At 68.7% G+C, this 26022-nt stretch carries 20 protein-coding genes; 13 read left to right on the top strand and 7 right to left on the bottom strand.

Going from position 1 to position 26022, the window contains the following annotated elements; genetic code table 11:
- Window positions 1-20 precede the first annotated feature (20 nt).
- Genes JAV51_RS03490 through JAV51_RS03470 form a run of 5 tightly spaced genes read left to right on the top strand, consistent with a single transcriptional unit; the run spans window position 21 to window position 7840 of the window.
- Window positions 21-329, top strand: coding sequence for a type VII secretion target (locus JAV51_RS03490; protein WP_197319145.1), 309 nt, complete (start codon window positions 21-23; stop codon window positions 327-329).
- Window positions 322-5412 (top strand): DNA/RNA non-specific endonuclease, encoded by a 5091-nt coding sequence (locus JAV51_RS03485; RefSeq protein ID WP_197319144.1) that lies wholly within the window; start codon window positions 322-324, stop codon window positions 5410-5412. The genes JAV51_RS03490 and JAV51_RS03485 overlap by 8 nt, the downstream gene beginning before the upstream one ends.
- A complete protein-coding gene (locus JAV51_RS03480) occupies window positions 5402-5848 on the top strand; it encodes a hypothetical protein (protein ID WP_307845721.1) in 447 nt (148 codons plus the stop codon). The genes JAV51_RS03485 and JAV51_RS03480 overlap by 11 nt, the downstream gene beginning before the upstream one ends.
- Window position 5849: 1 nt before the next feature.
- Window positions 5850-6959, top strand: coding sequence for a TNT domain-containing protein (locus tag JAV51_RS03475; RefSeq protein ID WP_197319143.1), 1110 nt, complete (start codon window positions 5850-5852; stop codon window positions 6957-6959).
- 20 nt (window positions 6960-6979) lie between these two features.
- On the top strand, window positions 6980-7840 hold the full coding sequence (locus JAV51_RS03470; protein WP_197319142.1) for a ferredoxin: 861 nt from the start codon (window positions 6980-6982) through the stop codon (window positions 7838-7840).
- Between the two features lie 125 nt (window positions 7841-7965).
- Here the strand turns inward: JAV51_RS03470 and JAV51_RS03465 are convergent, their stop codons facing one another.
- The 5 genes from JAV51_RS03465 to JAV51_RS03445 form a co-directional block, all read right to left on the bottom strand.
- On the bottom strand, window positions 7966-8628 hold the full coding sequence (locus JAV51_RS03465) for a methionine ABC transporter permease (RefSeq protein WP_197319141.1): 663 nt from the start codon (window positions 8626-8628) through the stop codon (window positions 7966-7968).
- Entirely contained in the window at window positions 8625-9659 is a 1035-nt protein-coding gene (locus tag JAV51_RS03460; protein ID WP_197319140.1) for a methionine ABC transporter ATP-binding protein, read from the bottom strand. Before JAV51_RS03460 ends, JAV51_RS03465 begins: the two co-directional genes overlap by 4 nt.
- Window positions 9656-10618, bottom strand: a complete 963-nt coding sequence (locus tag JAV51_RS03455; RefSeq protein ID WP_197319139.1) for a MetQ/NlpA family ABC transporter substrate-binding protein — start codon at window positions 10616-10618, stop codon at window positions 9656-9658. Before JAV51_RS03455 ends, JAV51_RS03460 begins: the two co-directional genes overlap by 4 nt.
- Window positions 10619-11073: 455 nt before the next feature.
- Window positions 11074-13392, bottom strand: coding sequence for a glycoside hydrolase family 3 N-terminal domain-containing protein (locus tag JAV51_RS03450; protein ID WP_197319138.1), 2319 nt, complete (start codon window positions 13390-13392; stop codon window positions 11074-11076).
- Window positions 13389-14441: a LacI family DNA-binding transcriptional regulator gene (locus JAV51_RS03445; RefSeq protein ID WP_197319137.1), complete on the bottom strand. Its 1053-nt coding sequence runs from the start codon at window positions 14439-14441 to the stop codon at window positions 13389-13391. The genes JAV51_RS03450 and JAV51_RS03445 overlap by 4 nt, the downstream gene beginning before the upstream one ends.
- 156 nt (window positions 14442-14597) lie before the next feature.
- Here JAV51_RS03445 and JAV51_RS03440 point away from each other — a divergent pair, with 156 nt between their 5' ends.
- From JAV51_RS03440 to hisS, 4 genes are all read left to right on the top strand, one after another.
- Window positions 14598-15908, top strand: coding sequence for an ABC transporter substrate-binding protein (locus tag JAV51_RS03440; protein WP_197319136.1), 1311 nt, complete (start codon window positions 14598-14600; stop codon window positions 15906-15908).
- Window positions 15905-16816: a carbohydrate ABC transporter permease gene (locus JAV51_RS03435; RefSeq protein ID WP_197319135.1), complete on the top strand. Its 912-nt coding sequence runs from the start codon at window positions 15905-15907 to the stop codon at window positions 16814-16816. Before JAV51_RS03440 ends, JAV51_RS03435 begins: the two co-directional genes overlap by 4 nt.
- Window positions 16816-17658, top strand: a complete 843-nt coding sequence (locus JAV51_RS03430) for a carbohydrate ABC transporter permease (protein ID WP_197319134.1) — start codon at window positions 16816-16818, stop codon at window positions 17656-17658. Before JAV51_RS03435 ends, JAV51_RS03430 begins: the two co-directional genes overlap by 1 nt.
- Before the next feature lie 152 nt (window positions 17659-17810).
- Window positions 17811-19109, top strand: coding sequence for a histidine--tRNA ligase (hisS, locus tag JAV51_RS03425; protein ID WP_197319334.1), 1299 nt, complete (start codon window positions 17811-17813; stop codon window positions 19107-19109).
- 66 nt (window positions 19110-19175) lie between these two features.
- Here hisS and JAV51_RS03420 read toward each other — a convergent pair whose 3' ends face one another.
- On the bottom strand, window positions 19176-20861 hold the full coding sequence (locus JAV51_RS03420; protein ID WP_307845720.1) for a serine/threonine-protein kinase: 1686 nt from the start codon (window positions 20859-20861) through the stop codon (window positions 19176-19178).
- Window positions 20862-22606: 1745 nt separating this feature from the next.
- Here JAV51_RS03420 and JAV51_RS20170 point away from each other — a divergent pair.
- Both JAV51_RS20170 and JAV51_RS20365 read left to right on the top strand, forming a co-directional pair.
- The gene (locus JAV51_RS20170; RefSeq protein ID WP_307845719.1) at window positions 22607-23113 is read left to right on the top strand and encodes an erythromycin esterase family protein; all 507 of its coding nucleotides are present in this window, start codon (window positions 22607-22609) and stop codon (window positions 23111-23113) included.
- Window positions 23114-23295: 182 nt separating this feature from the next.
- A complete protein-coding gene (locus JAV51_RS20365; protein ID WP_255534860.1) occupies window positions 23296-23421 on the top strand; it encodes a hypothetical protein in 126 nt (41 codons plus the stop codon).
- A gap of 10 nt (window positions 23422-23431) precedes the next feature.
- Here the strand turns inward: JAV51_RS20365 and JAV51_RS03410 are convergent, their stop codons facing one another.
- The gene (locus tag JAV51_RS03410; RefSeq protein ID WP_197319132.1) at window positions 23432-24994 is read right to left on the bottom strand and encodes an MDR family MFS transporter; all 1563 of its coding nucleotides are present in this window, start codon (window positions 24992-24994) and stop codon (window positions 23432-23434) included.
- Window positions 24995-25143: 149 nt separating this feature from the next.
- Between JAV51_RS03410 and JAV51_RS03405 the strand changes: the two genes are divergently transcribed.
- Window positions 25144-25755, top strand: a complete 612-nt coding sequence (locus JAV51_RS03405; RefSeq protein WP_197319131.1) for a TetR/AcrR family transcriptional regulator — start codon at window positions 25144-25146, stop codon at window positions 25753-25755.
- A gap of 55 nt (window positions 25756-25810) precedes the next feature.
- Window positions 25811-26020: a DUF2945 domain-containing protein gene (locus tag JAV51_RS03400; protein WP_197319130.1), complete on the top strand. Its 210-nt coding sequence runs from the start codon at window positions 25811-25813 to the stop codon at window positions 26018-26020.
- The last annotated feature ends 2 nt before the right edge of the window (window positions 26021-26022 follow it).

The raw sequence follows: 26022 nt of genomic DNA, 5'->3' as shown, positions 1-26022 counted from the left end.
GTCACCAGAGGGGTTGTCCGATGTCTCATGGGGGATTCGAGGTCGGTGCGGACCTCGAGGCGCACGCGACGCAGCTCGACGGGGTCGTCGACCAGCTCGCGCAGGCGCTCGACGCGGCACAACAGGTGAGCATGCCCACCGACGCCTACGGCATCCTGTGCCAGCCGTTCCGGATGTTGCTCGACCCGGTCGAGCAGTACGGCATCGACGCGTTGCGCGACTCGGTGAAGGCCATGCAGGCGACCGCCGACAAGGTGCGGGCGGCCGCGAGGCAGTACCAGGCCACCGACGACGGTGTTCGCGACGCCCTGGGAGGCGGCAATGTCTGAGGGGAACTCCCTCGTCGCCGACACCCCGCAGGACGGCGACGGGCCGGGGCCGCTGACCTCCGGCAACGGCGACTACGGGTGGATGCAGGGCATCGGCATCGCCGAGTCGGCCATGGACGCCTTCAACGGCATCAAGGACGGCAACTGGATCGAGGGCGGTCTGGGTGTCCTCGGTCTCGCCGCCGAGGGTGCCGCCGCCGCGATCGACCCCTTCGGCTGGTTGATGTCGTCGGTCGCGTCGTTCCTGATGGAGCACGTCCAGCCGCTGAAGGACATGCTCGACTCGGTCTGCGGCGACCCGCCGGTGATCCAGTCGTACTCCGAGACCTGGGCCAACGTCGCGGCACACCTGGAGGAGACCCAGGTGACGTTCGCGAATGCGGTGAAGAACGGCACCACCGGGTGGACCGGCGAGGCCGCCGACGCCTACCGCGCCTCGTGCAAGGAGCAGGAAGAGGCGCTCGCGGGCGCCGCCACCACCGCGAACGCGATCAGCATCGTGGTGATGATCTTCGGCGAGGTCGTGTCGTTCGTCAGGGAGACGGTGCGTGACCTCATCGCCGACCTCGTCGGCAAGCTCATCTCGTGGGTGCTGGAGACGGTGTTCTCCCTCGGCTTCGGCACGCCGGTGGTGGTCGCCCAGGCCGTCACGGCGATCTCGAAGTGGGCGACCAAGATCGCCGATCTGCTGAAGAAGCTCACCGAGAGCATCCGCAAGGTCTCGCCCCTGCTGGGCAAACTCGCCGACGTCTTCGGCTCGATCATGAAGGTGTGCGGCAAGATCCTGGGCAAGGTCACCGGCCTCGATGTGATCAACCCGAAGAACGTCCTCGACGGTGGCTTCGTCCAGCGACTCGGCCGTGGTGGTGACGGGCCGGATCTCGGAGGCAGCGGGGGACGCGGTTCGGGTGGAGGGTCCGGTTCGGACGGTGACTCGGGCGGATCCGGTTCGGACGGCGGTTCCGGCTCGGACAGTGACTCCGGCGGATCCGGTTCGGACTCGAACAGGTCTGGTTCGGACGGTGATGCGAACCGATCGGGCAACGACTCCGGTGACAGCACGCCGAGCACCACGCCTCGGGGTGACCGTGATCGTTCGTCCGGCGGTGACACCGATTCTCCGCGGGACCGCTCGGGCGGCGACTCGGGCGGTGACTCCCGAACGACCGGCAGCCCCGGCTCGCGGTCGACCTCGGACACACCGTCCACCAGGTCGGGCGAGTCGACGTCGACCTCGCCACGCGGGAGCTCGGGGGATTCCGGTTCCCCGTCGTCCGGCTCCCCGACAGGACGTGGCGCCGACGGAGGAACACCGAGCACGCTGCGCAGCGACACGCCGACCACGGCGGGAGGTGGCGATTCCACCGGCGGTGGCGGGCGTCCGACGAGCGATTCCTCGGGCAACACCTCGAACACGCCGAACTCGTCGCCGGAACACCGGAACCCGGGCAGCTCGGGACATCCGCCGTCCGGCTCGTCCACCTCGAACCCGCCACCCCACACGGCGCACCCGACGTCGTCCACTCCGGACTCCTCGGGGCCGAGCACCTTCTCGGGCGACCGGTCGGCCACCCCGGGGCACACCGGTGGTGACACGGGTGGCGCCCCGCCGCGCGCGGACGCCCCGCCGCCTCACTCCTCGTCGCACCCGCCGAGCCAGTCGTCGCCCGGGCCCGTGCACTCGGACGCTCCCGGGCCGCGACCGAGCGGACCGCACCACACCGACAGCACCACGACGAGTGGCCTGGCCACGTCGCCGTCGTCCCCGACCACGCCGAGAAGCGACGCGTTCTCCCCGACCCCGCAGCGGGGTCCGGACGCCGGACCGTCCACACCGAACTCGCCGCAGCAGCCGATGGGTGGCGGACCGGTCGGCCACGGCCCGGCGGGAGGGACCTCACCGACCGGCAGCACCCCCGACGGTCGAGGCGGCCCGCGCAGCGGCTGGACGGGCACGCCGGGAAGCCCGGGCGCGCGGCCCCACGCCGACGTGCCGCCGGGCCGTCCCGGTCCGGACGGTCCTCCGTCTCGGCCACCGGTCCGGCCGGACGCCCAGCACCCGCAGCCCGGCCCGCACCGGCCCACACCCGACGGGAGTCGGCCGACCCCGTCGCCCCACACTCCGACGCCGCCTCACGCGCCGAGGGGCTTCACCCCACACCCGGCGACCCCGCCGCACGCGCCGCAGGGCGGACGCCCGTTCGGGCCGTCGCCCGACGCGGGTCCGCACACCCGTCCCTCGACGCACGGTCCCGGGTCGCAGTCGCCCCACCCGCAGGGCCCGCATACGCCGCACCCGCACCAGTCGGGGCTGCAGCAACCCGGACCGCACCAGCCCAGACCGAACCAGCCCGGACCTCACCACTCCGCGCCGCAGCACGGAGGACCGACTCAGCCGGGCCCGCGGCCCGGGTCGCCGACCCACCCGGGACCGACCCAGCAGGGTCCGCACGCACCCGGTCGGCCGGACGCGGGCACACCGCCGCAGCGACCGTCGCAGGGACCCGGCCCGGACCGCAGCGGCGATCCCGGTCACCGTCCGCAGCGTCCGGACCACGACGGCCGCGACGGCCGCGACGGTGGGCCGCGAGACCACGACTCCCGGCCGGACGACCGCCGCGATCCTCGTTCCGACGACCGGCCCGACCGGCCGGAGGATCGACACGACCGTGACGACCGGTCCGACGATCGGACTGACGACCGGCCGGACGACCGGGACCCGCACGGCGACGACCGACTGACCCCCGACGAGGTCAACCAGCGGCACGCCGAGCGCACCCCGGCGGGCACGTCGTTCCACCGGAACGACCCGGAGATGGGGGACCTCCCGCACCGGGTCAAGCCCGACCCGGACGGCCGCTACACGGTCGACGTGCACGTGACGCCGGACGGCAAGGCCCGTATCGGCAACCGCGAGTACACGCCGGAGGAGTTCGCCGAGATCCTGCGTCGCAACGGCGACTACGACGGCCGTCCGATCCGGCTGATCGGCTGCGACGCGAGCTCCAACGGCTTCGCGGAGCGACTCTCTCGGGAGCTCGACACCGAGGTGATGGCGCCGAACAAGCGCGCGTGGACCGACTCGAACGGCAATGTCTTCAGCTCCGACCACGAGATCGGCCCGGACGGCAAGCCGCGCCCGAAGATCCCGCCGAACGGCGAGTGGTCCACCCACAGCCCGGACGGTTCGACGTCGCGGACGGGTGACGACGGCTTCACCCCGGACACGCCGGACGGGAACAAGCGGGACGTGGACGTCGATTCGTCGCACTCGCGCGGCGACGGACCGGACGGCGACCCCGACTCCACACCGTCACGCGATCGGACCGACGAGCCGGACTGGCGTCGCCAAGAGCGGGAGCTCAGCGACAAGGACCTGCTGACGGAGCGGCGGCGGAATCCGGCGGGTGGCGAGTTCAACCCACCGTCGCATCCCGGGAAGACCGCGGACGTCGGTGGGCCGAACGGCGACGGCAAGGTGCGCCCGCCCAGGAGAGACGAGCGATTCCCCACGGACCAAGAGCTCGACGCGAACACCGCCTACAAGGTGTACGACGAGGACGGCCGTCTGCGCGGTACCTATCACACCGACGACAACGGCAAGGTCACGCACATCGAGACGACTCATCCCAACGAGCCGCCTCGACGGTTCAACTCGGACACGAGGCAATGGGAGGACAACCCCGGCTACCATCCGAACTTTGATGTCGCCACTCCTCACCCGAACGTGACCTATCGGGTCGAGATCGACGGCAACCATCAGGTGTTCCACACCGACGGTGACGGCATCCCGCGAGCGAGCGTGGAGTTCCATCGGCCGCCGTGCAACAAGACGGAGACGATCGGGTGGGACGACCCGAAGGCTCCGCCCTCGAGCCGATCCTTCGCACGAGGCGGCCCTTACGAGCCCTACACCCGCTACGAGGTGCACGACCGGGCCGGTGTCCATCGGGGAACCTTCTACACCGGGGGCGACGGTCACGTCCGATGGGCCGAGGTCGAGTCGGGTGTGACCGCCCGTACGAACCCGGACTTCCGGGGTATCAAGAAGTACTGGGAGTTCGAGCAGGACGGGCGGCGTGCGTTCGCGAACGACGCGAAGGTCGAGCTCCGCACGGAGTTCGACCCGAAGTCGCGTGCTCCGCAGGGACACGATCCGGCGAAGTTCAAGGACGCGACCGAGGAGCCTGTCACGCTCAAGCCGGGACAGTCGTTCCTCGACAACGTGAAGCCTCCGCTGGAGGCGAACAAGAAGTACGTCGTCTCCAGTGACTATTCGGACGGCAGCGTCAAGAAGAAGGACGTGGACGGCGACGCCGACGGCGACGCCAGCCAGAGTGAGAAGCAGTACGTCCGCCGCGTGCGGTCCGTGTACTGGACCAACGACAAGGGTGAGATCGAGGTCGTCGAGACCTTCCGGCCTTTCCACGCAGACCTGAACGATCCCAGGCCCGGCCTCGTGTGTCGCGTCGACGACAACTTCGTCTACCAGACGGGACCGGCAGTGCTGCCGGGCAAGGGAATCGTCGACCTTGACCAACTGAACACGACCGAGCTACGCAAGGTACAGACGGACACCGTCATCGGCCATTCCGGAACGCTGGCGCCGCACAAGGTCAGTGAGGACCTCTCCGCCGCGCGGTGGCGTGAGTCGGACGGCCCGGGAGAATCGACCGGCGAGCAGAATCACCGCGACGAGACCGCCCAGAAACAGTCGAACCGGCAGGGCGACGGCACCGGCCCGTACGACGGTGGGCACCTCGTGGGACATCAGTTCGACGGCCCCGGCGAGCTGATGAACATGATGGCGCAGTGGCGGCTCCAGAATCAGAACTACTTGCCCGACAACTGGTACAAGATGGAGGACGAACTCGCGGCTTTCCTCGACAAGCCCGGGACGAGCATCAAGAACTTCGAGGTGTTCCCGTTGCGTGAGGACGGTATGAGGGCACCGCACAAGATCCAGGTACGCTGGGTCGAGGTGGATGCGAACGGAAATCACACGGTCCACGTGCGGAGTTTCCCGAACGAACCGCCCACCGCGGGCTCGACGGCTACGTCAGGAGGCGACAGTGGCGACTGAGTCGCAGCGCGAACTGCTGAGGACGATGGGGTTGGCGCTGCTGGATGCGGTCCCCGAGGGATGGCGCCGGGTGGACCTCTTCTGCCGGATGACCGTGGACGTCGAGGACTTCGTTCTCACTGTCCTGATGGCGGACGGAACGACTGCGGACGTGCCGATCCCCGAGGTGTGCTTCTCCGCCACTCGGGATCTGCGGAGGGTGATGTACGAGCCGGACGAGGGAACGTGGTTCTCGATGCGATTCATGCTCGATCCGCCCGCGCAGATGCACGTCAACTTCAACTTCTTCTGGGACCCGCGCTGGCGCTCACCGCTGGAATCGCGGAACTGGGTTCGGGACCTCGAGGCGTTCCCGCGTCCCGACGATCGGATTCCCGATTGGCTCCGCGCTGAGCTGGCCGGAGCGAGGCCGCAGCAGCAGGAGAACGGGGAGTAGCGTGTCGACGAAGCTTCGCTTGGAACTCGACCCGGTCGAGCTGAACGCGATCTGGGGTCGGTTCAGCAATATCGTTGCTCACTTCGCTCCGGTCGATTGGGCCCAGGTTCTGATCACCTATCGCGTCGTCGGGGACCATTCGGAGTTGGTCGCGATGGTGCGCCGGGCGACGGACGGAGGGCTGTCACTCTGGGATCTTCCCGCGGAGGCGAAAGCTCTTCTCGACGACGTGCGCGACGGGATGTATCGGCGCGGACGCGGAACCTGGTTCGAGGTCACGGCGCAGGTCAATGTGGACGCGACCGTCGACTACCGGTTCGGGTGGGACGACGAGCCGTCGTGGGACGGTGACGGGCCGACCCTCGCGGCACTGCTTCGGGAACTCGAGGACTACCCGCGCGACGAGTCGATGGTGCCCGACTGGATGGTCCGGCGGTTGGGACGTCCTGTCGTGGCGACCGCCGGCGACGACGTGAACTGGACGAGGCGGGCTGAGGAAGCGCTCGCCGAGCTCGGCGTGGACGGGCGTCATGCCAAGGTCGGCGAGGTGGCGGATGGTGCCTGGTGTCTCGTTCCCCAGGATTCGCGGTGGGCGGTCTTTCTCGCCGTGGGCGACGAGCGGCGGGACGAGGCCGTGTTCGACGACCTCCGTGCCGCTGTGCGCTACTTCGTGGGGAACGTGTACCTGTTCCGCGACGCGTTTCGCGGTGAGCTACCGCCCGATGCCAAGCGGCATATCGACGAGTGGCCGATTCAGCCTCTCGGTGGCGATATCAAGTTGACGCTGTACAAGGGGAAGCGGTTGGTGACGCTTCCTCCGGGGACGGAGCTCGACCGTTACGGTGACCCGTCGGGGAACACTTTGTACACGGCTGGGACCGAGTTTCCGTACCGCTCGCATCCTGCCGAGCGGGCGGAGGCCGAGTATCACGTGTATCGGTTGCGGTATGCGGTCCGTGCGTTGACGGGCACTGCTGTGCCGTGGTTCGACCAGCCGGGTGGCGGTGTCGCGTTCCTGTTGGAGCGGTCGGTGGCGGAGTTGTTGGAGGAGGGCGTGTTGGAGGAGATTCCCCAGCCCACGTTGCGGCCTCCTGCACCGCCGTCGTCGTGAGCGCCGGGGGTGGGAAGTTCATGACGGATTCCGTGGGACCGCTGGACGAGCGGCAGCGTGACGAGCTCGTGACCCGGGTCGGGACGTTGCTCGCCGAGGCCGCCGGGAGCGGGTGGACCCAGTTGCTGTGCGAGTACCGCAGCGTCGGCAAGCACGTGGAGGTCGACGCCATGGCGTTCGGGCCGGACGGCTCGCCGATGCCCGTGCGCCCGCCCGCCGAGGTCGTGAGCCTGCTCGGGCAGCTACGCACCGGCATGGCCGAGCCGGGGCGGGGGACCTGGCTGAGCGCCACGGTGACCGTCGACCCGTCGGGGACTGCCTACGCCGACTTCTCCTACCACACCCAGCCCCGGTGGCGGCGCAATCCGCCCCCGCTCGGCTTCCAGGACGAGTTGCGGATGCACCCGCGCGACGACGCCCACCTTCCGGCCTGGTTGCGGCAGCGCGCGGGGCTCGGTCCCGCGGAAGAACGTCCGGCTTCCGCGGCTCAGGCGGCCGAGGCGCCGGGGAAGTTGCGCACGGCCAAGGTCTACGACGGGTTCGGCGCGGACGGTCGGCCCGTGGTGAACCGGGTGCCGTTGGACCCGGCGGAGAAGGACCGGGTGCTGGAGTACCTGAACGAGGCACCGGTGGTGCTCGCGGCGCGGAGTTACGACACGGATGCGTTCGACCCGGACCGGCCGCCGTCGGTGCCGTTGAACTTCCGCACGGACGGCGTCTGGGTGTGGCCGGGCGCGGTGGCGTACTACCTGCGCGAGCACGACGTGGCCCCGGACCCCGAGTTGCTCGCCCACGTCCGGCGGCGGGACTACGCGGTGCCGGAGGTGGGGGAGGACGTGCGGCAGCGGGCCGTCGAGCTGATCACCGGGCGGCAGAGCTGAGGCGTCGCCGACACCGAGTCGGCCACCGCCCCGATCCGGCGTGAGTGTGGGCGGGCGGCTCGTGGGAGAGCCTTCCGCACTCCCACGAGCCGACTCGTCCTCACGTTCGATGGCGTTGGCAGCGCTCAGTGGCGCAGTGCCTTGCGGGCCAGCCAGTTGCCGAGGAACTGCACCGCCTGCACCAGGACGATCATCAAAACCACGGCGACGGCCGTGACCGTCCAGTTGAACTGCTGGTAGCCGTAGGTGATGGCGAAGTCGCCGAGACCGCCACCGCCGACCGCGCCCGCGACGGCCGTCATGTCGACCACCGCCACGAACACGAAGGTGTAGCCGAGGATCAACGGTCCCAGCGCCTCGGGCACCAGCAGGGTGGTGATGATGCGCATCGGGCTCGCCCCCATCGCCCGCGCCGCCTCGATCACACCGGGATCGATGGTCACCAGATTCTGTTCCACGATCCGCGAGATGCCGAAGGTGGCGGCCAGGATCAGCGCGAACGTCGCCGCGGTCGTCCCCAGTTGGGTGCCGACGACCTTGATGGTCAGCGGTCCGATCGCCGTGATGAAGATGATGAACGGGATCGGTCGGATGATGTTCACCGCGACGTTGAGAACCGTGTAGACGACGCGGTTTGCCAGCAGGCCCCCAGGGCGGGTCGTGTAGAGCAGGACGCCCAGCACGAGTCCGAGCAGCCCGCCCACGACGAGCGTCGCCGCGACCATCCACAGTGTCTGGCCGATCGAGTCCCAGAGCACCGGTTCCAGCGTCTCCCAGTCGGTGTTCACGATGCCACCTCCTGCACGTCGGTGACCGCACGCAGCTCGGCGATCAACGCGTCCACGTTCGCGTCCTCACCGATCAGCTCCAGCGTCAGCCCACCGAACGACTGCCCGCCCAGTTCCTTGATGCCGCCGTAGACGATCTCGAAGCTCACGTTGTGGCGGGACTGCGCACTCGACAGCACCGAGCCGATGTTGCGGTCGTCGCGCACCCGCGCGGTGACGAGCCGACCCGTGTGCCGGGTGCGGATTCGCTCCAAGTTCGTGCCCTGCGGCTGGTCACGCAGCACGGTCTCCACGAAGCGTCGGGTGGTCTCGTGCTGCGGGTCGGCGAACACGTCGAGCACCGAGCCCTGTTCGATGATCCGCCCCGAGTCGAGGACCGCGACGCGATCGGCGATCTCCCGCACGACCTCCATCTCGTGCGTGATCACCACGATCGTGACTCCGAGTTCACGGTTGACCCGCTTCAGCAGGCGCAACACGTCGGCCGTGGTCTCCGGGTCGAGTGCGCTGGTCGACTCGTCGGCGAGCAGGATCTTCGGGTTGGTCGCGAGCGCGCGAGCGATGCCGACGCGCTGCTTCTGCCCACCGGAGAGCTGGTCGGGGTAGTGCCAGGCCTTGTCGACGATGCCGACGAAGTTCAGCAGTTCCGCCACTCGCTTCTCGATGGCGTCCTTCGACCACCCCGCGATCTTGAGCGGATAGGCCACGTTGCCGAACACGGTGCGCGAGCGCAGCAGGTTGAACTGCTGGAAGATCATGCCGATCCCGCGCCGGACCTCCCGCAGCTTCCGCTCGCTCAGAGTCGTGAGGTCGGTGCCGTCGACGATCACCTGACCGCTCGTGACGTGCTCCAACGCGTTGATCAGACGCACCAGTGTGCTCTTGCCCGCGCCGGAGTAGCCGATGATGGCGAACACGTCGCCGGCGTTCACCCTCAGATCGATGCCGTCGAGTGCGGTCACCGCGCGGCGACCCGAGGTCTCGAAGACCTTCGTGACGCCGCGCAGTTCGATCAGCGGAGCGTCGCTCATCGCTGGGCCGCCCGCACGGTTTCCTGCAGCTCGGTGTGGATGTCTTCGAGCTCCGCCTGGGACCGCTTCACCGGGACGGACGAGCCCTGCGACTCGGCCTGCACCGCCTCCTGCACCTCGGGGTGGTGGAACAGCTCGACGACGCGCTGGTAGGTCTGGTTGTCCCGGTCCTCGGCCCGCGCGGCGACGATGTTGATGTAGGGCTCGGCGGCGTCACTGCGCGGGTCGTCCGAGAACAGTGCCTCGTCGGGGTTCAGCCCGGCGTCCCTGGCGAAGCCGTTGTTGACGACGGAGGCGTCCACCGAGTCCAGCACGGCCACGGTCTGGGCGGCGTCCACGGGCGTCACCTCCACCTTCGACGCGGCGCGGTCGATCTCCGCCGGGGTCGACAGCACGGTGCCGCCGCCCTTCAGCGTGATCAGTCCCGCCTCCTGCAGCACGAGCAGCGCGCGGGCCTGATTGGTCGGGTCCTTCGGGATCGCCACCGTGCCGCCGTCCGGGATCTGGTCGACGGCGGTGTGTTTATTGGAGTACAGCGACAGCGGGACCACGTACGTCGAGCCGATCGGCGTCAGGTCGTCCTGGTTCGACACGTTGTAGTTGGCGAGGAACAGCACGTGCTGGAACAGGTTCAGGTCGGTCTGGCCCTGCGACAACGCCGGGTTGGGCTGGTTGTAATCGCTGAAGTTCACCGTCTCGATCGTGATGCCTTCCTCCGCGGCGAGCCGCTTGAAGGGCTTCCAGTAGTCGGAACCCGCCTCGGTGGTGCCGATGCGGACGGTGGTGTTCCCGTTCGCGGAGTCGTCGGAGTCGCCGCCGGTCAGCACGACCGTGATGGCCACCAGAGCGGCGACCAGCACGACGCCGAGGACGACGAAGGGGCCTTTCGATCTGCGGGGCCGTTCGGGGAGTCCGACGGGCTCGTCGGACGCGTTGTCGCTGTGGGGCGTGTCTGCCATCGGTTACCTTCCTGCGATGCTCCGGCGCGCAGTGCGGCGGGTTGCGTCGTGCGCGCGACGCTTCCCAGAGTGGGCGCGACGGCCATCGGTCGGAAAGTCGTCTCACACGGTGGTCCGGTGATGGTGAGAGGTCCAGCACAAAGGAGTGTGCTCGGCGAGGCGGTGGTCACCCACCGTCTTCGGTCGGAGGCGAGGCGTGTGGACCCGTGGCTCGCCGTCGAGCAGGGAAAGCGTGCTGAGGCCGAGGATAGTTCCGCGTCGGGTCGCCCGGCCCGGGCGACGGCACCACAGGGGGAGTGAATCGTCCGGCCTCTTGCCGGCCGTCGTACGCGGGTGGTATCGGGATCACCGCAGTCCGTGATGGTACGCGGTGGTGGGGCTGTCCGAACAGGACTCGTCCGGTCGCGGGACGAGACTGCACGAGGGCGCCGCCCGCAGGCGACGCCCTCGCGTTGTCAGTTCTGCGTGGTCACTCGGACCGGCGTGGTCAGCACGCGGTCGGCCCCCACCTCACGGACCGGTCCGGTCAGCTCGAAGGAACCCGAGCAGGGAAGGTCGGCCACCGAGCGGCCGACGTGGACGTCGATGCGTCCCGGTTCCACGATGCGCCGCAGGTCGCGGCCCGTGAAGCTCGTTCGGTCGGCGTGCACGGTGAAGGTGACGCGGGCCGTCTCGCCGGGGGCGAGGTCGACGCGGGCGAACCCGGTGAGCTGCCGGACCGGCCTCGTCACCTGCGCCTGCACGTCGTCCAGGTAGAGCTGGACGACTTCCGACCCGGCGCGCTCGCCGCTGTTGCGCACGTCGACGGTGACGTCGAGGCTGCCGTCGGTGGCGATCTTCTCGGCACTCAGCGTCAGCCCGGAGTAGTCGAACGTCGTGTACGACAGGCCGTGTCCGAACGGGAACGCCGGCGTCGGGTCGAGGTTGCTGATGCCCTCGCTGTCGCCGCCCAGCGGCGGGTGCAGGTACGTGGCGGGCTGTCCACCGGGGTGGCGCGGCACCTGCACGGGCAGTCGTCCGGACGGCACCGTCTCGCCGGAGAGGATCGAGGCGAGCGCGGCGCCGCCTTCCTCGCCGGGCAGGAACGCCTGCACGACGGCGGCGGCCCGGTCGGCGTGCTCACCGAGTGCGTACGGCCGACCGGAGACGACCACGATCACCACGGGCACCCCGGTGTCGAGCAGCGCGGACAACAGCTCGTCCTGGACGCCGGGCAGCCGCAGGTCCGGGGCGTCGCAGCCCTCGCCGGAGGTGCCCTCGCCGAACATCCCCGCCCGGTCGCCCACCACAGCGAGGCACACGTCGGCCTCCTTCGCGGCGGCCACGGCCTCGGCGATGCGGGAGCGGTCGTCGCCGACGACGTCGCAGCCGGGCAGCGTGGTGACGTGAGCGTCGGGGAACTGTGCTCGCAACGCCTGCGACAGCGACGGCACCTCGACGCCGAGGTCGAGTTCCGGATACCGCGGCAGCACGTGGTTGGGGTAGGAGTAGCAGCCGAGGAAGGTGAGCGGGTCGTCGGCGCACGGTCCGACGAGCGCGAGACGCTGCACCTCGGGACGCAGCGGCAGCGTGCCGTCGTTGGCCAGCAGCACCACCGAGCGTTCGGCGATCCGGCGGGCGAGAGCGCGGTTGCGGGCAGCGTCCAGCTCGACGGAGGAATCCACATCGGACTCCGGGGTCCAGTGGGCGTCGAGCAACCCCAGCGCGGCCTTCTGCTCCAGCACCCGGAGCGCCGCGCGGTCCACCAGCGCCTCGTCCACCTCGCCACGGCGGACCTGCTCCACGAGTTCGTCGCCGTAGCAGAGGGCGTCGGGCAGTTCGACGTCGATGCCTGCCCGCAGAGCCAGGGCCCCGGCATCGGCGGCGCCCTCGGCGACCCGGTGCATGGTGGCGAGGAAGGCGACGGCCCAGTAGTCCGACACCACGGTGCCCTCGAAACCCCACTCGTCGCGCAGCACGCCGGTGAGCAGCGACTCGTCGGCTGCGGCGGGAACCCCGTCGAGGTCCACGTAGGAGTTCATCACCGACCCCGCCTCGGCCTCCCGCACCGCCATCTCGAACGGCGGCAGGATGACGTCCCGCAGTTCCCGGGGCCCGATCGACACGGGCGCGTGGTTGCGGGCCGCCCGCGACGCCGAGTACCCGGCGAAGTGCTTCAGGGTGGCGATGACGCCCTCGCTTTGCAGGCCGCGCACGTACGCGCTCGCGAGCACACCCACGAGGTACGGGTCCTCGCCGAGCGTTTCCTCCACCCGGCCCCAGCGGTAGTCGCGCACGACGTCGAGCACGGGCGACAAGCCCTGGTGCACGCCGACCCGGCGCATGTCCGACCCGATCGCCGCCGCCATCGTCCGCACCAGCTCGGGGTCGAACGTCGCGGCCCACGCCAGCGGCGACGGATACACGGTCGCGCCGTAGGTGGTGAACCCGGTCAGGCACTCCTCGTGCACGATCGCGGGCACCCGCAGCCGGGTGTTGTCGACGATGTCGCGTTGCAGCTTCACGACGCGAGCCGTGCCGTCGGAGACGTTCACCGGCGCCGTACCGAACACCCGCGTGAGATGACCGAGCCCGTGCCTGCGTCGGTGCTCGAACGAGACGGCTCCGCGCGCGAAGACGTCCTGCATGGGGGCGACGTTGCCGTTGATCTCCTCGTTGCCCGGCCAGGCACTGCCGAGCTGGGCGACCTTCTCCTCCAACGTCATCGCGGCCAGCAGGGCCGCCGCGCGCTGGGCCGGGGCCGCCGACGGGTCGTGCCAAGGCTGATCGGTCATGTCTCTCCTCGTGGGGGTGCGGTGGAGTCACGCACGACGAGATGGGTCGCCAGCTCGACGTGGTGGGAATCCAAGGTCTCGCCCGCCGCCAGCCGCAGCAGGGTGCGCAACGCGACCCGGCCCATGTCGGGCAGCGGCTGCCGGACGACGGTGAGGGCGGGCGTGGAGAGGGTGGCGAGGATGGTGTCGTCGAAGCCGACCACGCTGAGGTCGTCGGGCACGCGCACGCCCCGGCGCCGGGCCGCTTCGATCACGCCCAGCGCCGTGGTGTCGCTGGCGGCGAACACGGCGGTCGGCGGCTCGGGGGAGTCGAGCAGGCGGCTGCCCATCTCCAGTCCCGCGGGGTAGCTGAACGCGCCGTGCAGAGCCAGGTCCGGGTCCGCGGGGACACCCGCCTTCTCCAAGGCCGCGCGATAGCCGTGCAGCCGGGCCTGCGCGCACGCCGCTCGCACGGGGCCGCCCGCGTAGGCGATCCGACGATGTCCGAGCGACAACAGGTGTTCGGTGGCCGACAGTCCGCCCGAGAAGTTCGTCGCGCCCACGCTGGTGACGTCGACGCGCGGCAGGTTCAACGGATCGATCACCACGAGGGGCAACCCGACGCGGTCGAAGGCGTCGACCTGCTCCTCGGTGAGTTCGGAGGTGACGATGATGATGCCCTTGCGGCCCGCCGCCTTGAGTCGAGCCGCCCATTCGTCCGGTGTGGACACGGGGGAGGGGCCGGTGTCCCCGGGCGGCAGACGGTTGACGACGACGTCGATGTCCGCCTCGGCGCCGGCCTCGGTGACGCCACGCAGCACCTCCAGCGAGTACGGGCTGACGAGATCGTCGAACATCAGGTCCACGACACGCGTGGTGGGGACGGAGCGTCGACTGGACGGTGACGTGTAGCCGAGGTCGCGCGCGGCCTGCTCCACCCTGGCTCGGGTCGCTGCCGCCACGTCACCGCGGCCGTTGAGCACTTTGGACGCCGTGGGCAGCGACACGCCCGCCGTGTCGGCCACCATCGCCAGCGTCGCCCGTCGTGGGGCGCTGGAGCCTTTCGGCACCGCAACCTCCGAGTTGTTTTCCGAAACTTTCGGTTTCATCCTAGCCGAATCTCTGTCAATGTCGACTCTTGACCTGCGAAACAAGGACTTCTATGGTGCGTACCCACACCAAGGTGTTTCCGAAAGTTTCGGAACCTTCGACGAGGAAGGCGCGTCATGGCACTGGGTAGGAGACGCACGGCACTGCTCGCGGCGGGTACGGCGGCGGTGTTGACCCTAGGCGCCGCCTGTGGCACGGGCGGGCCGAGTCAGGGCTCGGGAGCGAATGCGTGGGCGCTCACGGGCGGAGACGAGCAGACCATTCGCAGTTCCTTCGAATCGTGGAACGCCGACAACCCCGACCACGCCATCGACGTCGAGTTCTTCGCCAACGACGCCTACAAACAGAAAATCCGGACCTCCATCGGAGCCGGTGGCGCCCCGACGCTGATCTTCGGATGGGGCGGCGGCACGCTGCGGGAGTGGGTCGACGCGGACAAGGTCGTGCCGATCTCCGAGCTCACCGACGACGAGGCCGCGCTCACCGACCGCTTCCTGCCCTCCGTCCTCGACACCGGGGTCGTCGACGGCACGACGTACGCGCTGCCCAACAACGGCATGCAGCCGGTCCTGCTCTACTACAACAAGAAGCTTTTCGACCGCATCGACGCCGAGCCCCCGACGACGTGGGACGAGCTGATGGACCTCGTGCCGAAGTTCAAGGACGAGGGCATCGCGCCGTTCGCCATGGGCGGGCAGAGCCGCTGGCCGCAGCTGATGTGGCTGGAGTACCTCGTCGACCGCATCGGCGGACCCGAAGTGTTCGACGCGATCCAGGCGAACGAACCCGGTGCGTGGTCGCATCCCGCCGTGCTGAAGGCGGGCGAGATGATCCAGGAACTGGAGAGCGCGGGCGGCTTCATCCGCGGCTACAACTCCATCGCCGCCGACAGCGGTGCCGACGCCGCGCTCCTCTACACCGACAAGGTCGCCATGTACCTGATGGGGTCCTGGGCCTACCCGAGCATCAAGGACTCCGCGCCCCAGTTCATCGCCGACGGCCACCTCGGCTACACCACGTTCCCCACGGTGGACGGCGGAAAGGGCGACCCCGGCAACATCGTCGGCAACCCGGCGAACTACTGGGCGGTCAGCGCGGAGGCCTCGGAGCAGGAGCGTGCCGCCGTCGCGGAGTACCTCGCCGACGGGTTGATGAACGATGACTACGTCACCACGTTGCTCGACAACGGGTCGGTGCCACCGCTCAAGGGAGTCGAGGACCGGCTCGCCGAGACCGACGCGCCCGACTACCTGACGTTCGTCTACGAGCTGGCGGCCGAGGCCGACAACTTCGAACTCTCCTGGGACCAGGCGTTGAGCCCCCGGCAGGCGGACGCGCTGCTCAACAACCTCGAACAGCTCTTCAGCGGATCGCTGTCGCCCGAGGAGTTCTGCGCCGCCATGGACGCCACGATCGAACAGCGGTGACGACCGTGGCCTCTCGGAAGCTGGCTGACGGCGCGGCCACCCGCCGCGCCGAACCGTCCGCCCTCATGGCGACGCCCGCGTTGGTCTTCTTCGGGGTGTTCGCCCTGGTGCCGCTGGTGGGCGTGGTGGCGCTGAGCCTGGTCTACTGGGACGGCATTTCCGCCATGACGTGGGCCGGGCTGGACAACTGGTCGAACGTGCTCGCCGACGCGTCCACCTGGAACGCGGTGTGGCTGTCGGTGCAGATCATGGTCTTCAGTTGGCTGGTGCAGACCCCGATCTCGTTGCTGCTCGGCGTGCTCGTGGCCGGGCGGGGTCGGTACCGGGCGCTGTTGGGCGTGCTGTACTTCCTGCCGATGCTGCTCTCGTCGGCAGCCATCGCCATCGCGTTCAAGGCGTTGCTCGACCCGAACTTCGGGATGAGTCTCGCGTTCGACGCGCAGGCCCTCGCCCAGGACTGGCTGGGTGACGCCGACCTCGCGCTGTACGTGGTGGTGTTCGTGATCGCCTGGCAGTTCGTGCCGTTCCACACGCTGCTCTACCAGGCGGGGGTGCGGCAGATCCCGGCGTCGCTGTACGAGGCGGCCCAACTCGACGGCGCGGGGGCGGTGCGACAGTTCTTCCACATCACGCTGCCCCAACTCCGCTACACGATCATCACGTCGTCGACGCTGATGATGGTGGGGTCGTTGACGTACTTCGACCTCGTGTTCGTGCTGACGGGCGGTGGTCCCGGCGAGGCGACTCGCCTGCTGCCCCTGCACATGTATCTCACCGGGTTCTCCAGCGACGAGATGGGCAAGGCCAGCGCGCTCGCCGTGCTGCTGGTGTTCACCGGGCTCGCCCTGGCGCTCGGGTTGTCCCGCTGGGCGAACTTCCGCCGCGGCAGCCAGTTGGAGGGGGCGTGATGGCGTTCGGTGGAGGACGCGCGGTGAGGCGCAGGCCCAACGTCCTGGGTGGACTCGCGGGCTTCGCGTGGCTTCTCGTGGTGCTGGTGCCGGTCTACTACGTGGTGATCACCAGCTTGCGCGACCAGGAGGGCTTCTTCTCGGCCAACCCCCTGTTGCCGCCGGAGAACCCGACTCTCGACAGCTACCGGCTGGTGTTGGAGAACGACTTCCTGCGCTACCTCGGCAACAGCGTCCTCGTGACGGTCGTGACGGTGGCGATCACCGTGAGTGTGTCGTTGTTGGCCGCGTACTACGTGGTGCGGGCGAACGGCAGACTCGCCCGGTTGACCTACCGGTCGTTCCTGCTCGGGCTCGCCATCCCGTTGCAGGCCACGATCATCCCGGTCTATTACCTCATCACCCAGGTCCAGCTCTACGACACGCTGCTGGCCATCATCCTGCCGTCCGCGGCGTTCGCGATCCCGCTGAGCGTGGTGATCCTCGCGAACTTCCTGCGCGACGTCCCGAACGAACTGTTCGAGTCGATGCGTATGGACGGTGCGGGGCACTGGCGGGTGGTGTGGAACCTCGTGCTGCCGTTGACGAGGCCCGCGGTGGTCACCGTGGCCGTCTACGACGCGCTGCAGGTGTGGAACGGTTTCCTCTTCCCGCTCATCCTCACCCAGAGTGCGGACCAGCGGGTGCTGCCGTTGGCGTTGTGGAGCTTCCAGGGGCAGTTCACGGTGAACATTCCCGCCGTGCTGGCGGCGGTGGTGTTGTCGACGCTGCCGGTGCTCGCGCTGTACATCCTGGGCAGGCGGCAGCTCGTGAGCGGGTTGACGGCCGGCTTCGGTCGGTGACTCCCGCGGGGGCGCATCGAGGAGGACGAGGGCTGGCGTATAACGACCTATACGCCAGCCCTCTCTGTCGTCGGGCGAGGGGTGACGCGCCGCACGAAGGCCGACGCGCGACAATGGGGCCCGAGCCAACGACAGTGGAGGACACGACAACCATGGCGAAGGCCGCCGAGCCACCCTCAGGCACCCGGGACTTCCTCGCGGACGACGTTCGTCGCCGCAAGGCCGCGTTCGACACCGTGTCGGGTGTGTTCGAGCATTACGGCTTCGATCCGCTGGAGACTCCGGCGTTCGAGCGGCTGGAGGTCTTCGCGGGCAAGCTCGGCGACGAGGCCAGCGCGCTGATCTTCAAGATCCTCAAGCGGGGAGTGCACGAGGCGACGGGCGAGGCCGACCTCGCGTTGCGCTACGACCACACCGTGCCGCTGGCGCGGGTCGTCGGCACCTACGGCAGTCGGTTGCCCTCGCCCTACAAGCGTTACGCGATCGGCCCGGTGTGGCGGGCCGATCGTCCCGCGAAGGGCCGCTTCCGCGAGTTCACGCAGTGCGACATCGACACGGTGGGGTCGTCGTCGCCGCTCGCGGACGCCGAGATCCTGTGGGCGATCCACGACGGGTTGGAGGCGTTGGGCGTCTCCGACTTCACGATGCTCGTGAACAGTCGCAAGGCCCTGCACGGTCTGCTGGAGGCGTACGGCATCCCCGAGGACCGCGGCACGGCCGTGCTGGGCACGCTCGACAAGCTCGACAAGCTGGCCGCCGACTCGGTGGTGGCCGAGCTCGTCGACCGGGGCCTGGAGTCCCGCGTCGCCGAGGAGCTGGTGGGTGACGTGACGGCCGCCGACACCGACCGCGTGCGCAAGCAGCTCGACACCACCGAGCGCGGACGCGAGGGACTGGCCGAGATCGACCGGCTGCTGGAACTGACCGCGGGGCTCCCGGAAGGCCGGGTCGTCTTCACGCCGCGCATGGTGCGTGGCCTCGACTACTACACCGGCCCGATCTTCGAGGTCGTCGCCACCGGCTATCCGGGGTCGATCGCCTCGGGTGGTCGTTACGACGGGTTGGTCGCCAAGCTCGGCGGACCGGACGTGCCCGCGTGCGGGGGATCGATCGGTCTCGAACGCATCCTCGCCGTCCAGGCCGCCGACGCGGAGCCGACCGGCGGACTCGACGTCGCGCTGACGGTGCTCGGGGCGCAGGACGCCGTGATGCGCATGGCCGCCGAGTTGCGCAGCCAGGGTCTGCGGACGGGCGTCTTCCTCGGCACGTCGGGCAAGCTGGGCAAGCAGCTCAAGTGGGCCAACGACCAGCGAGCGCGCATCGTGCTCATCCACGGTCCGCAGGAGCAGGCCGAGGGCGTCGTCACCGTGCGCGACATGGCCAGCGGCGACCAGAACCGCGTGCCCGTGGCCGACGTCGCGACGACGGTGCGCGAGCAACTCGGCCGCTGAGCTTCCACCTGTGCCGCTCACCGGCTGTGGTGAGCGGCACAGGTGACCGTGAAGCGCCGCACCTGCTCACCGCAGAATGCGCTGCGTGGTCCCGCTCCGGCGGCGAGCGCCGTGGCGTGTGACGACGTGGCGCACCACGACGAACGGGATCGTGAAGGTGATCAGTGGGAGAGCCATCACGTAGCTCGGCGGTCCGTCGTCGCCGCCTCCCAGCAGGCGGAGCGTGACGGGAAGCAGGGCGGGGGCGATCGCGATCACGAGGCCGAACCGGTCGAGCAAGCGCCGGCCGGAGGCGGAGGCCAGCAGCACGAACATCAGCACAGCTCCGAACGCACAGGCGAGCAGGCTCAGTGCGTCGATCCCGAAGAAACCGACCCCCGCCTGGACATAGAAGTAGACCAGCCAGGTCGCCAGCGGTAGGGCGAACTGCGCCGTGCCGCCCAGCGGGTCCCCGGTGGTGTGCCGTGCGAGGGCGATGTCGGCGACGGCGAGCAGGGCGACCGGCGCCAGCGCGTGCCCGCAGAAGACGAGCATGGTGTCGACGTGGTCGAGCAGGTTGTCGTACGGCACCCAGCCTGCGGTGATCACGGCGGGCATGAGGAAACCGAGCGTGAAGGCGCCCCAGAACCGGGTCCGCTCGGTGCGGAACGGCCGGAGCAACACGACCAGCGCCGTCACCACCAGCGGCACGAACTCGCTGATCGCCAGAAGAATCGGGGGCACAGGGGCTCCGATGGTCTGGTTGAGCAAGCCGGCCGTGACGCCGTAGCAGGCGAGACCTGCGCACGTCGCCCCGAGCGCGAATCCGGTGGGCAGCTTCCTGTGGCGGCGATCGGGGTTCGCGACGGTCATCGGACCCGCCGCGGGCAGGAGCGGCTGAGGTGTCACCGGTGCCGGTCGCGATGCGGGCCGGGTCTCGACGACTCGAGTCGCTGCGGGAGCAGGCAGCGTGGTGGTCGTGGCGGCGGTGGTCGAGGTGGGGTTGTGGTCGGGGGTCAGTGATTCGAGGAGCTGTGTCGCGTTCGGACGTCCGGTGGGCTCTTTGGCGAAGCAGGGTTCGAGCACCGCACGCAGGTGGGGTGGAACGTCGTCGAGCCGGGGCCGGCCGTGAGCGACGGCGTAGAGGACGGAGGAAAGTGACCCTGCGGGGAAGGGGCCGTTGCCGGTGGCGGCGTAGACGAGGACTCCGGCGAGGGCGAAGACGTCGCTCGCGGGGCCGACCTCGCCCGCTTCGACCTGCTCCGGTGACATGAAGCCCGGCGTGCCGATCGCGACTCCGGTGGCGGTGAGGGTGGTCTGGTCGAGTACACGGGAGATGCCGAAGTCGATGACCCTCGGCCCGTCGCCGGAGATGAGGATGTTGCCGGGCTTGAGGTCGCGGTGGACCACGCCCGCCTCGTGCACGGAGACGAGTGCTTCGGCGAGCGCGGCGCCCAACGCGAGCACCTCGTCCTCGGGCAGTGGGCCCTTCTCCTGCACGTACTCCGCGAGCGTGGGGCCTTCGATGTACTCGGTGGCCACCCACGGGCGGTCCGCGTCGGGATCGGCGTCGACGACACCGGCGGTCCAGAAACCGCCGACCCTGCGCATGTTCGCCACCTCGTGGCGAAACCGGTCGCGGAACGAGGGCTCCTCGGCCAACCCCGCGGACACGAGCTTCACGGCCACCCGCCGACCACCACGCGACCGGCCCAGGTAGACGGTGCCCATTGCACCCGAACCCAGCCGTCCCAGCAGCGTGTAACCGCCCACGCGGGCAGGATCGTCATCGGACAGTGGCCGCACAGCACCCTCCGGGGAGCTCAGGATTGCGACGTAGCGTAGCCGATGAGTCGCGGTGACGGGGGCGGTTCGATCTTGAGCCGTTGGTGCTCGGTACCAGGCGTCTACGCGGGTTCGGCCGTCGTGTGACGTCGGTGCACGAGGGGCGCGAAGGGAAGTGCCGGCAGGTGCGGTTTCTCCACGACGCCGACGGCGAGCGGCTACCGAAACGCGAGTCCGGCATCACGTGGTGACTGGCTGCGTGCCGGAGCAGGCACGTGGGTTCAGGTCAGCCGCACCGACGCCTGGAGCAGCCCACACCAAGTCCGTCAACGGCATTCACACCTACCCTGTGCTCGCGGGAACCACGCCCGTATTAGTGCATGATAATGGTGGCGAGCCTGTCACCGATGGTTTCAACCAGGCGCGGAATCGGGCTCTGGATTGGTTGATTCCTCGCGGGTTCAAAGCTGGGAAAAGTGAAGTTGGGCAGGTTTCGGCGGGTTGAAGGTACTTCTGTCGGCGTGCGGACGGCTAACGACAAGGTGGGGTTCCGAATCGAATTCGATGAGCGAAGCGGGGTGCGCGTCAACGTGTGGGCGGGGAAGGAGAAGGGGGCGCACTTTCAGTTCAGTGCGACCGAGGTAACTGTGGTGAAACTTCAGCGAATGCACGGATGCGGCTGACAGAGGTGTGAATTGTCTGGAGATTTTTGGGAAGAAGAAGTGTTTTCTGTGCCGCCTTTAGCCGCCCTGGCAAGGGTGGATCAGGGAGCTGTATTCGATTGGCTGAGGCTCAACTTTCCCGCCGTAGGAGAAAAGATTGACTGGGGTCGTGTGTGTGGGAGCCATAAGCATTGGAGAATCAACGATGAGCGGCTGCTGTCATTGAGCGCATCTCGAGAAATCTGTGCACGAATCAGTCCAGGATCTGCAGTCGAGCACGTGGGAGATGGACTTTCTCCCTACGGTGTACGTTTTGAGGGAAGTGAGGCGGCTTCGGTTACGGCTGCGCTTCTCGAGGTCCCGGAACACCATTACTTCCTAGCAGAGGATCGATCGTGGATTGTGGTGGTCTCCTTCGAGGGTGACCTTGATGTATTGGATAGAGTTTGACGCTCGGAGTCTCTGATCTCAATGAATCCGGGTTGAGGTAGAAAGGTTTCGCGGTGCGGTCGCGCCCTAGGTGCTTTCGTATGAGTTGTGGGAGCGGGTCGAGCCATTGTTGCCGGTATTTTCATTCGGCAGGATGAACCCCAATCCGCTGCCGGGTCGGGCGGTGCTGGAGGGCATCATGTTCGTGTTCTATACCGGATCGGATGAGAAGGTCTGCTGCGGGATCTGGGGTTCGGTTCGAGTATGACCTGATGGCGGCGGCTGCAGGACTAGCAGGAAGCCGGGGTAGTCGTCACGTTGCACGAGGTGTTACTGGCCGAACTGAATGCCGCAGTGGCGACCGACTTGTCCCGGTCCGATGTGGCCGCTTCCCGATCGATCGATGCTACCTATGGCTCTCCGAGTTTCGAGTGAAGCCTGTTATTCAGTCGCCCTGGTAACCGGTGGACCCGCCGTCCGACCGCGGCGGGAATTCTCGTCTCGCCTTGACTTCAAGCCGGGTGGAGCTTTTTGCGTCCCGAAGCATCATCGTCCACGAGGCGCGAACAAGGGGTACAGGTATGGCTGAGCCGGGATTGAACTCGTGGTTGGCGGCGAACGTTCGTCCGTTCCCGCTCACGGGTGGGGCGACGGTGGAGGTCCCGGAGGTGTTGGCGCGCGCCGAGGTGGTGGGGGTCGCCTCCGCTGTGCGCACGGCGCGGGAGTCTGTGCTCGCCACCGGGGTGCTCCTCCGCCTGCCTCATCGAGCACGCGGGGTTTCGCGCCCTGTTCATCGAGGGCACCGAGGAGACCGGCCTCACGCTCGACCGATATCTGTACACGGGGGAGGGAGATCTGCGGGCGCTCGTGCGGTCGAGTCAGTCGTTCCTGCGCGCCGTCGACGTGGAGGACGTGCTGCGCGGACTCCGCTCCTGGAACCGCGAGCATCCCGACGATCCCGTGTCCGTGGTCTCCGTCCCAAACCCGGTCGAGGCCGACTCGCTCGCCGGGATCGAGGCGGCCCTCGCCGACACCGTGCTGACCTGGCGGGCCGAGACGGGACAGCGGATCGTTCACTGGGGCGGCATTGCCCACCTCGTCGCGGGCGAGACGCGTCGCCTCTCCCCCCCCCGACCACGTCGGCCGTAGCGCGGGCGGAGCGTTGCGCGCCCGCCTCGGCCCCGGTTACGCCGTCGCCGCGCTCACCACAGGAAGTGGCCGGGCGCCGTTCCCGGTGCCCGAGCCACAGCCGGACTTCCTGGAGTCGGCGTTCGAGGGCATTCCCGCCGGACACCGTGGCGCGGTGGCTGCGACGACCGCTGCGCACACGCGTGATCGGCCCGGTCTACGACCCCGCCCGCGACCGGAACTCCCGGGGGGAGGCGGGGCCGCTCGCCGACAGCCTGGACGCCGTCGTGCACCTGCCCCGCCTCGACCCGACCACGCTGGCGATGTGAGACCCGGCCGTCAGGACCGAGCCTCGTCCTTCTCCGCGGGCTCCATGTCCAGGGTCGTGCGCAGCGGCGCGGGCTTGAGCAGCAGCGCCGCGATCACACCGACCACCGCGATGGACGTGGAGAGCAGGAAGATGTGGCCCGTGGCGTCGCCGTAGGCGACCTGGATGATGTCGCGGACCGGCTCCGGCAGCGCGTCCAGGTTGAGGTTGCTCGTCCCGCTCGACCCGGACGTGGGGTAACCGGCCGCGGTCAGGCCCTTGTCCACGTCGGCGTTGACCTGCTTGGCGAGCACCGCGCCCAGCACCGAGATGCCGATCGTGCCGCCCAGCGAGCGGAAGAACGTGATCGACGCGCTCGCCGCGCCGACGTCGCGCAACGCCACCGTGTTCTGCACGGCCAGCACCAGGTTCTGCATCGACATGCCCACGCCGATGCCGACGAGAGCCAAGCCGCCGAAGACGATGAGCAACGGGGTGTCCCGGTCGAGCGTCGAGAGCATACCGAAGCCCGCGACGAGGATCACGGTGCCCGCGACGACCTGCGCCTTGAGCTTGCCGGTGCGACTCACCACCAGACCCGACACAGTCGACGAGACGAGCGTGCCGAGCATCATCGGGATCATCAGCAGTCCGGCTTCGGTCGGGTTGTACCCGCGGCTGACCTGGAAGTACTGACCGAGGAACACCGCGCCGCCGAACATGGCCATACCGACCGCGAGGCTCGCCAGGATGGCCAACGCCGGGCCCTTCTGCCTGATGACCGACAACGGCAGCACCGGTTCGGGGACCCGCGACTCCCACCACACGGCGACGGCGAGGATGACCACCGACGGGCCGACCATGGCCGCGGTCTGCCACGACAGCCACGCGAACGACGAGTCCACGAAGCTGACCCAGATCAGCAGCAGGCTGACCCCACCCGCGATCAAGGCGGCGCCGACGTAGTCGACCTGGATCTCGCTGCGGTCCCGCACGGCGGGCAGGTGCAGCGAGCGCTGCAGCACGCCGAGGGCGACGAGGGAGAACGGGATGCCGACGAAGAAGCACCAGCGCCAGCCGAGCCACGACGTCTCGGTGATGATGCCGCCGAGCAACGGACCGCTCACCGTGGCGACGGCCATGACGGCACCCAGAAGTCCGTTGTACCGGCCGCGGTCCTTCGGCGGAATCATCGCGGCGATGATCGTCTGCACGAGGGCCTGGAGACCGCCGACACCGAGTCCCTGGAACGCGCGGGCGGCGATGAGCTGACCCGCGTCCTGCGCGAACCCGCTGACGAGCGAGCCCACGAGGAAGATGCCGATGGCGATCTGGACGAGCAACTTCTTGTCGTAGAGGTCGGCGAGCTTGCCCCAGATCGGGGTCGATGCCGTGGCCACGAGCAGCGTCGCCGTGACAACCCAGGTGTACTGAGTCTGGGTGCCGTTCAACGAACCGATGATCTTGGGCAGCGCAACCGACACGACGGTCGAGCTGATCATCGCGACGAACAGCACAAGCAGAAGGCCGAACAACGGGCGTAAGACGCTTGCGCGGTCGGCCGCACGTTCTGTGGGCAGGGTCGAGGAACTCACGCAGCCTCCGGGCTGTGAAACAGGGTGGGGTCCGGTAGTGGCAACTGAGAAGTGACATCGTTGCCACACGCAACTATCCACGTGAAGTTGCGCACTGTGCAAGTTTGCCCCTTGAGAAACAGGTCACGTCCGCACCTACGATCGAGGACGTGGAGACTGCGCTCGGGCTGCGGGAACGGAAGAAAATCGCCACGAAGACGGCACTGTACGAGGCGGCGATGCGACTGTCCGTCGCCCATGGCTACGACACCGTGACCGTCGAGGCCATCGCCGACTCCGCGGGCGTGTCCCGTCGCACCTTCTCCAACTACTTCGCCAGCAAGGAAGAGGCGATGCTGTACGGCGACGCCATGCGCCTGCACGCGTTGCTCGACGCCGTCGCCGCGCGGCCCGAGCAGGAGTCGCCGTGGACGGCGTTGCGTGGCGCAGCGCGTTCGGCGTTGCGCGAGCTGCAACGGCGGCGCCGCGACCGCGACGACAATCTCGACTGGCTCACCTGCGCGCGCGTGATCCGCGCTCATCCGGCGTTGCTCTCGGAACAGGTCGCCACCTTCGCCTCCTTCGAACGACTCCTCGCCGCCGGGATCGAGGCCCGATTGCCGTCCGACGACAGCTCACCCATGCGAGCCCGGGTGATCGCCTCGTGTTTCCTCGGCGCACTGCGAGTGGGTACCCAGTCGTGGCTCGACGACGACAGCGGCACACCGGCGGTGACGTTCATCGACCAGGCGCTCGTCGAAGCGGGCAAGGCCTTCCCGTGAACCGGGCCCGCGCAGTGGGTATCACTCCCGCTGAGGGGCGAAAGGGAGTACGACGATGGCGGAGTTCAAGAAGGGCGACCGCGTGCGCTGGGATGCGGGGAACCAGAGCTCGGTGGGCACGGTGGAGCGCAAGATCACGACCGACACCGAGGCGGGCGGACGGTCGGTGCGGGCGTCGAAGGAACATCCCCAGTACCTCGTGCGCAGCGAGAAGTCCGGCAAGACCGCTGTGCATCACCCGGACAAGCTGCACAAGCTCGACTGACT

The organism is Saccharomonospora sp. NB11, from assembly GCF_015910535.1.
GTDB lineage: Bacteria > Actinomycetota > Actinomycetes > Mycobacteriales > Pseudonocardiaceae > Saccharomonospora.
This window is presented reverse-complemented; position numbering and strand designations above follow the sequence as displayed.

Coding starts and splice junctions, on each gene's coding strand:
- JAV51_RS03490 (WP_197319145.1), top strand. CDS start 21: ATGTCTCATGGGGGATTCGAGGTCGGTGCGGACCTCGAGGCGCACGCG.
- JAV51_RS03485 (WP_197319144.1), top strand. CDS start 322: ATGTCTGAGGGGAACTCCCTCGTCGCCGACACCCCGCAGGACGGCGAC.
- JAV51_RS03470 (WP_197319142.1), top strand. CDS start 6,980: ATGACGGATTCCGTGGGACCGCTGGACGAGCGGCAGCGTGACGAGCTC.
- JAV51_RS03460 (WP_197319140.1), bottom strand. CDS start 9,659: ATGAGCGACGCTCCGCTGATCGAACTGCGCGGCGTCACGAAGGTCTTC.
- JAV51_RS03455 (WP_197319139.1), bottom strand. CDS start 10,618: ATGGCAGACACGCCCCACAGCGACAACGCGTCCGACGAGCCCGTCGGA.
- JAV51_RS03450 (WP_197319138.1), bottom strand. CDS start 13,392: ATGACCGATCAGCCTTGGCACGACCCGTCGGCGGCCCCGGCCCAGCGC.
- JAV51_RS03440 (WP_197319136.1), top strand. CDS start 14,598: ATGGCACTGGGTAGGAGACGCACGGCACTGCTCGCGGCGGGTACGGCG.
- JAV51_RS03430 (WP_197319134.1), top strand. CDS start 16,816: ATGGCGTTCGGTGGAGGACGCGCGGTGAGGCGCAGGCCCAACGTCCTG.
- hisS (WP_197319334.1), top strand. CDS start 17,811: ATGGCGAAGGCCGCCGAGCCACCCTCAGGCACCCGGGACTTCCTCGCG.
- JAV51_RS03400 (WP_197319130.1), top strand. CDS start 25,811: ATGGCGGAGTTCAAGAAGGGCGACCGCGTGCGCTGGGATGCGGGGAAC.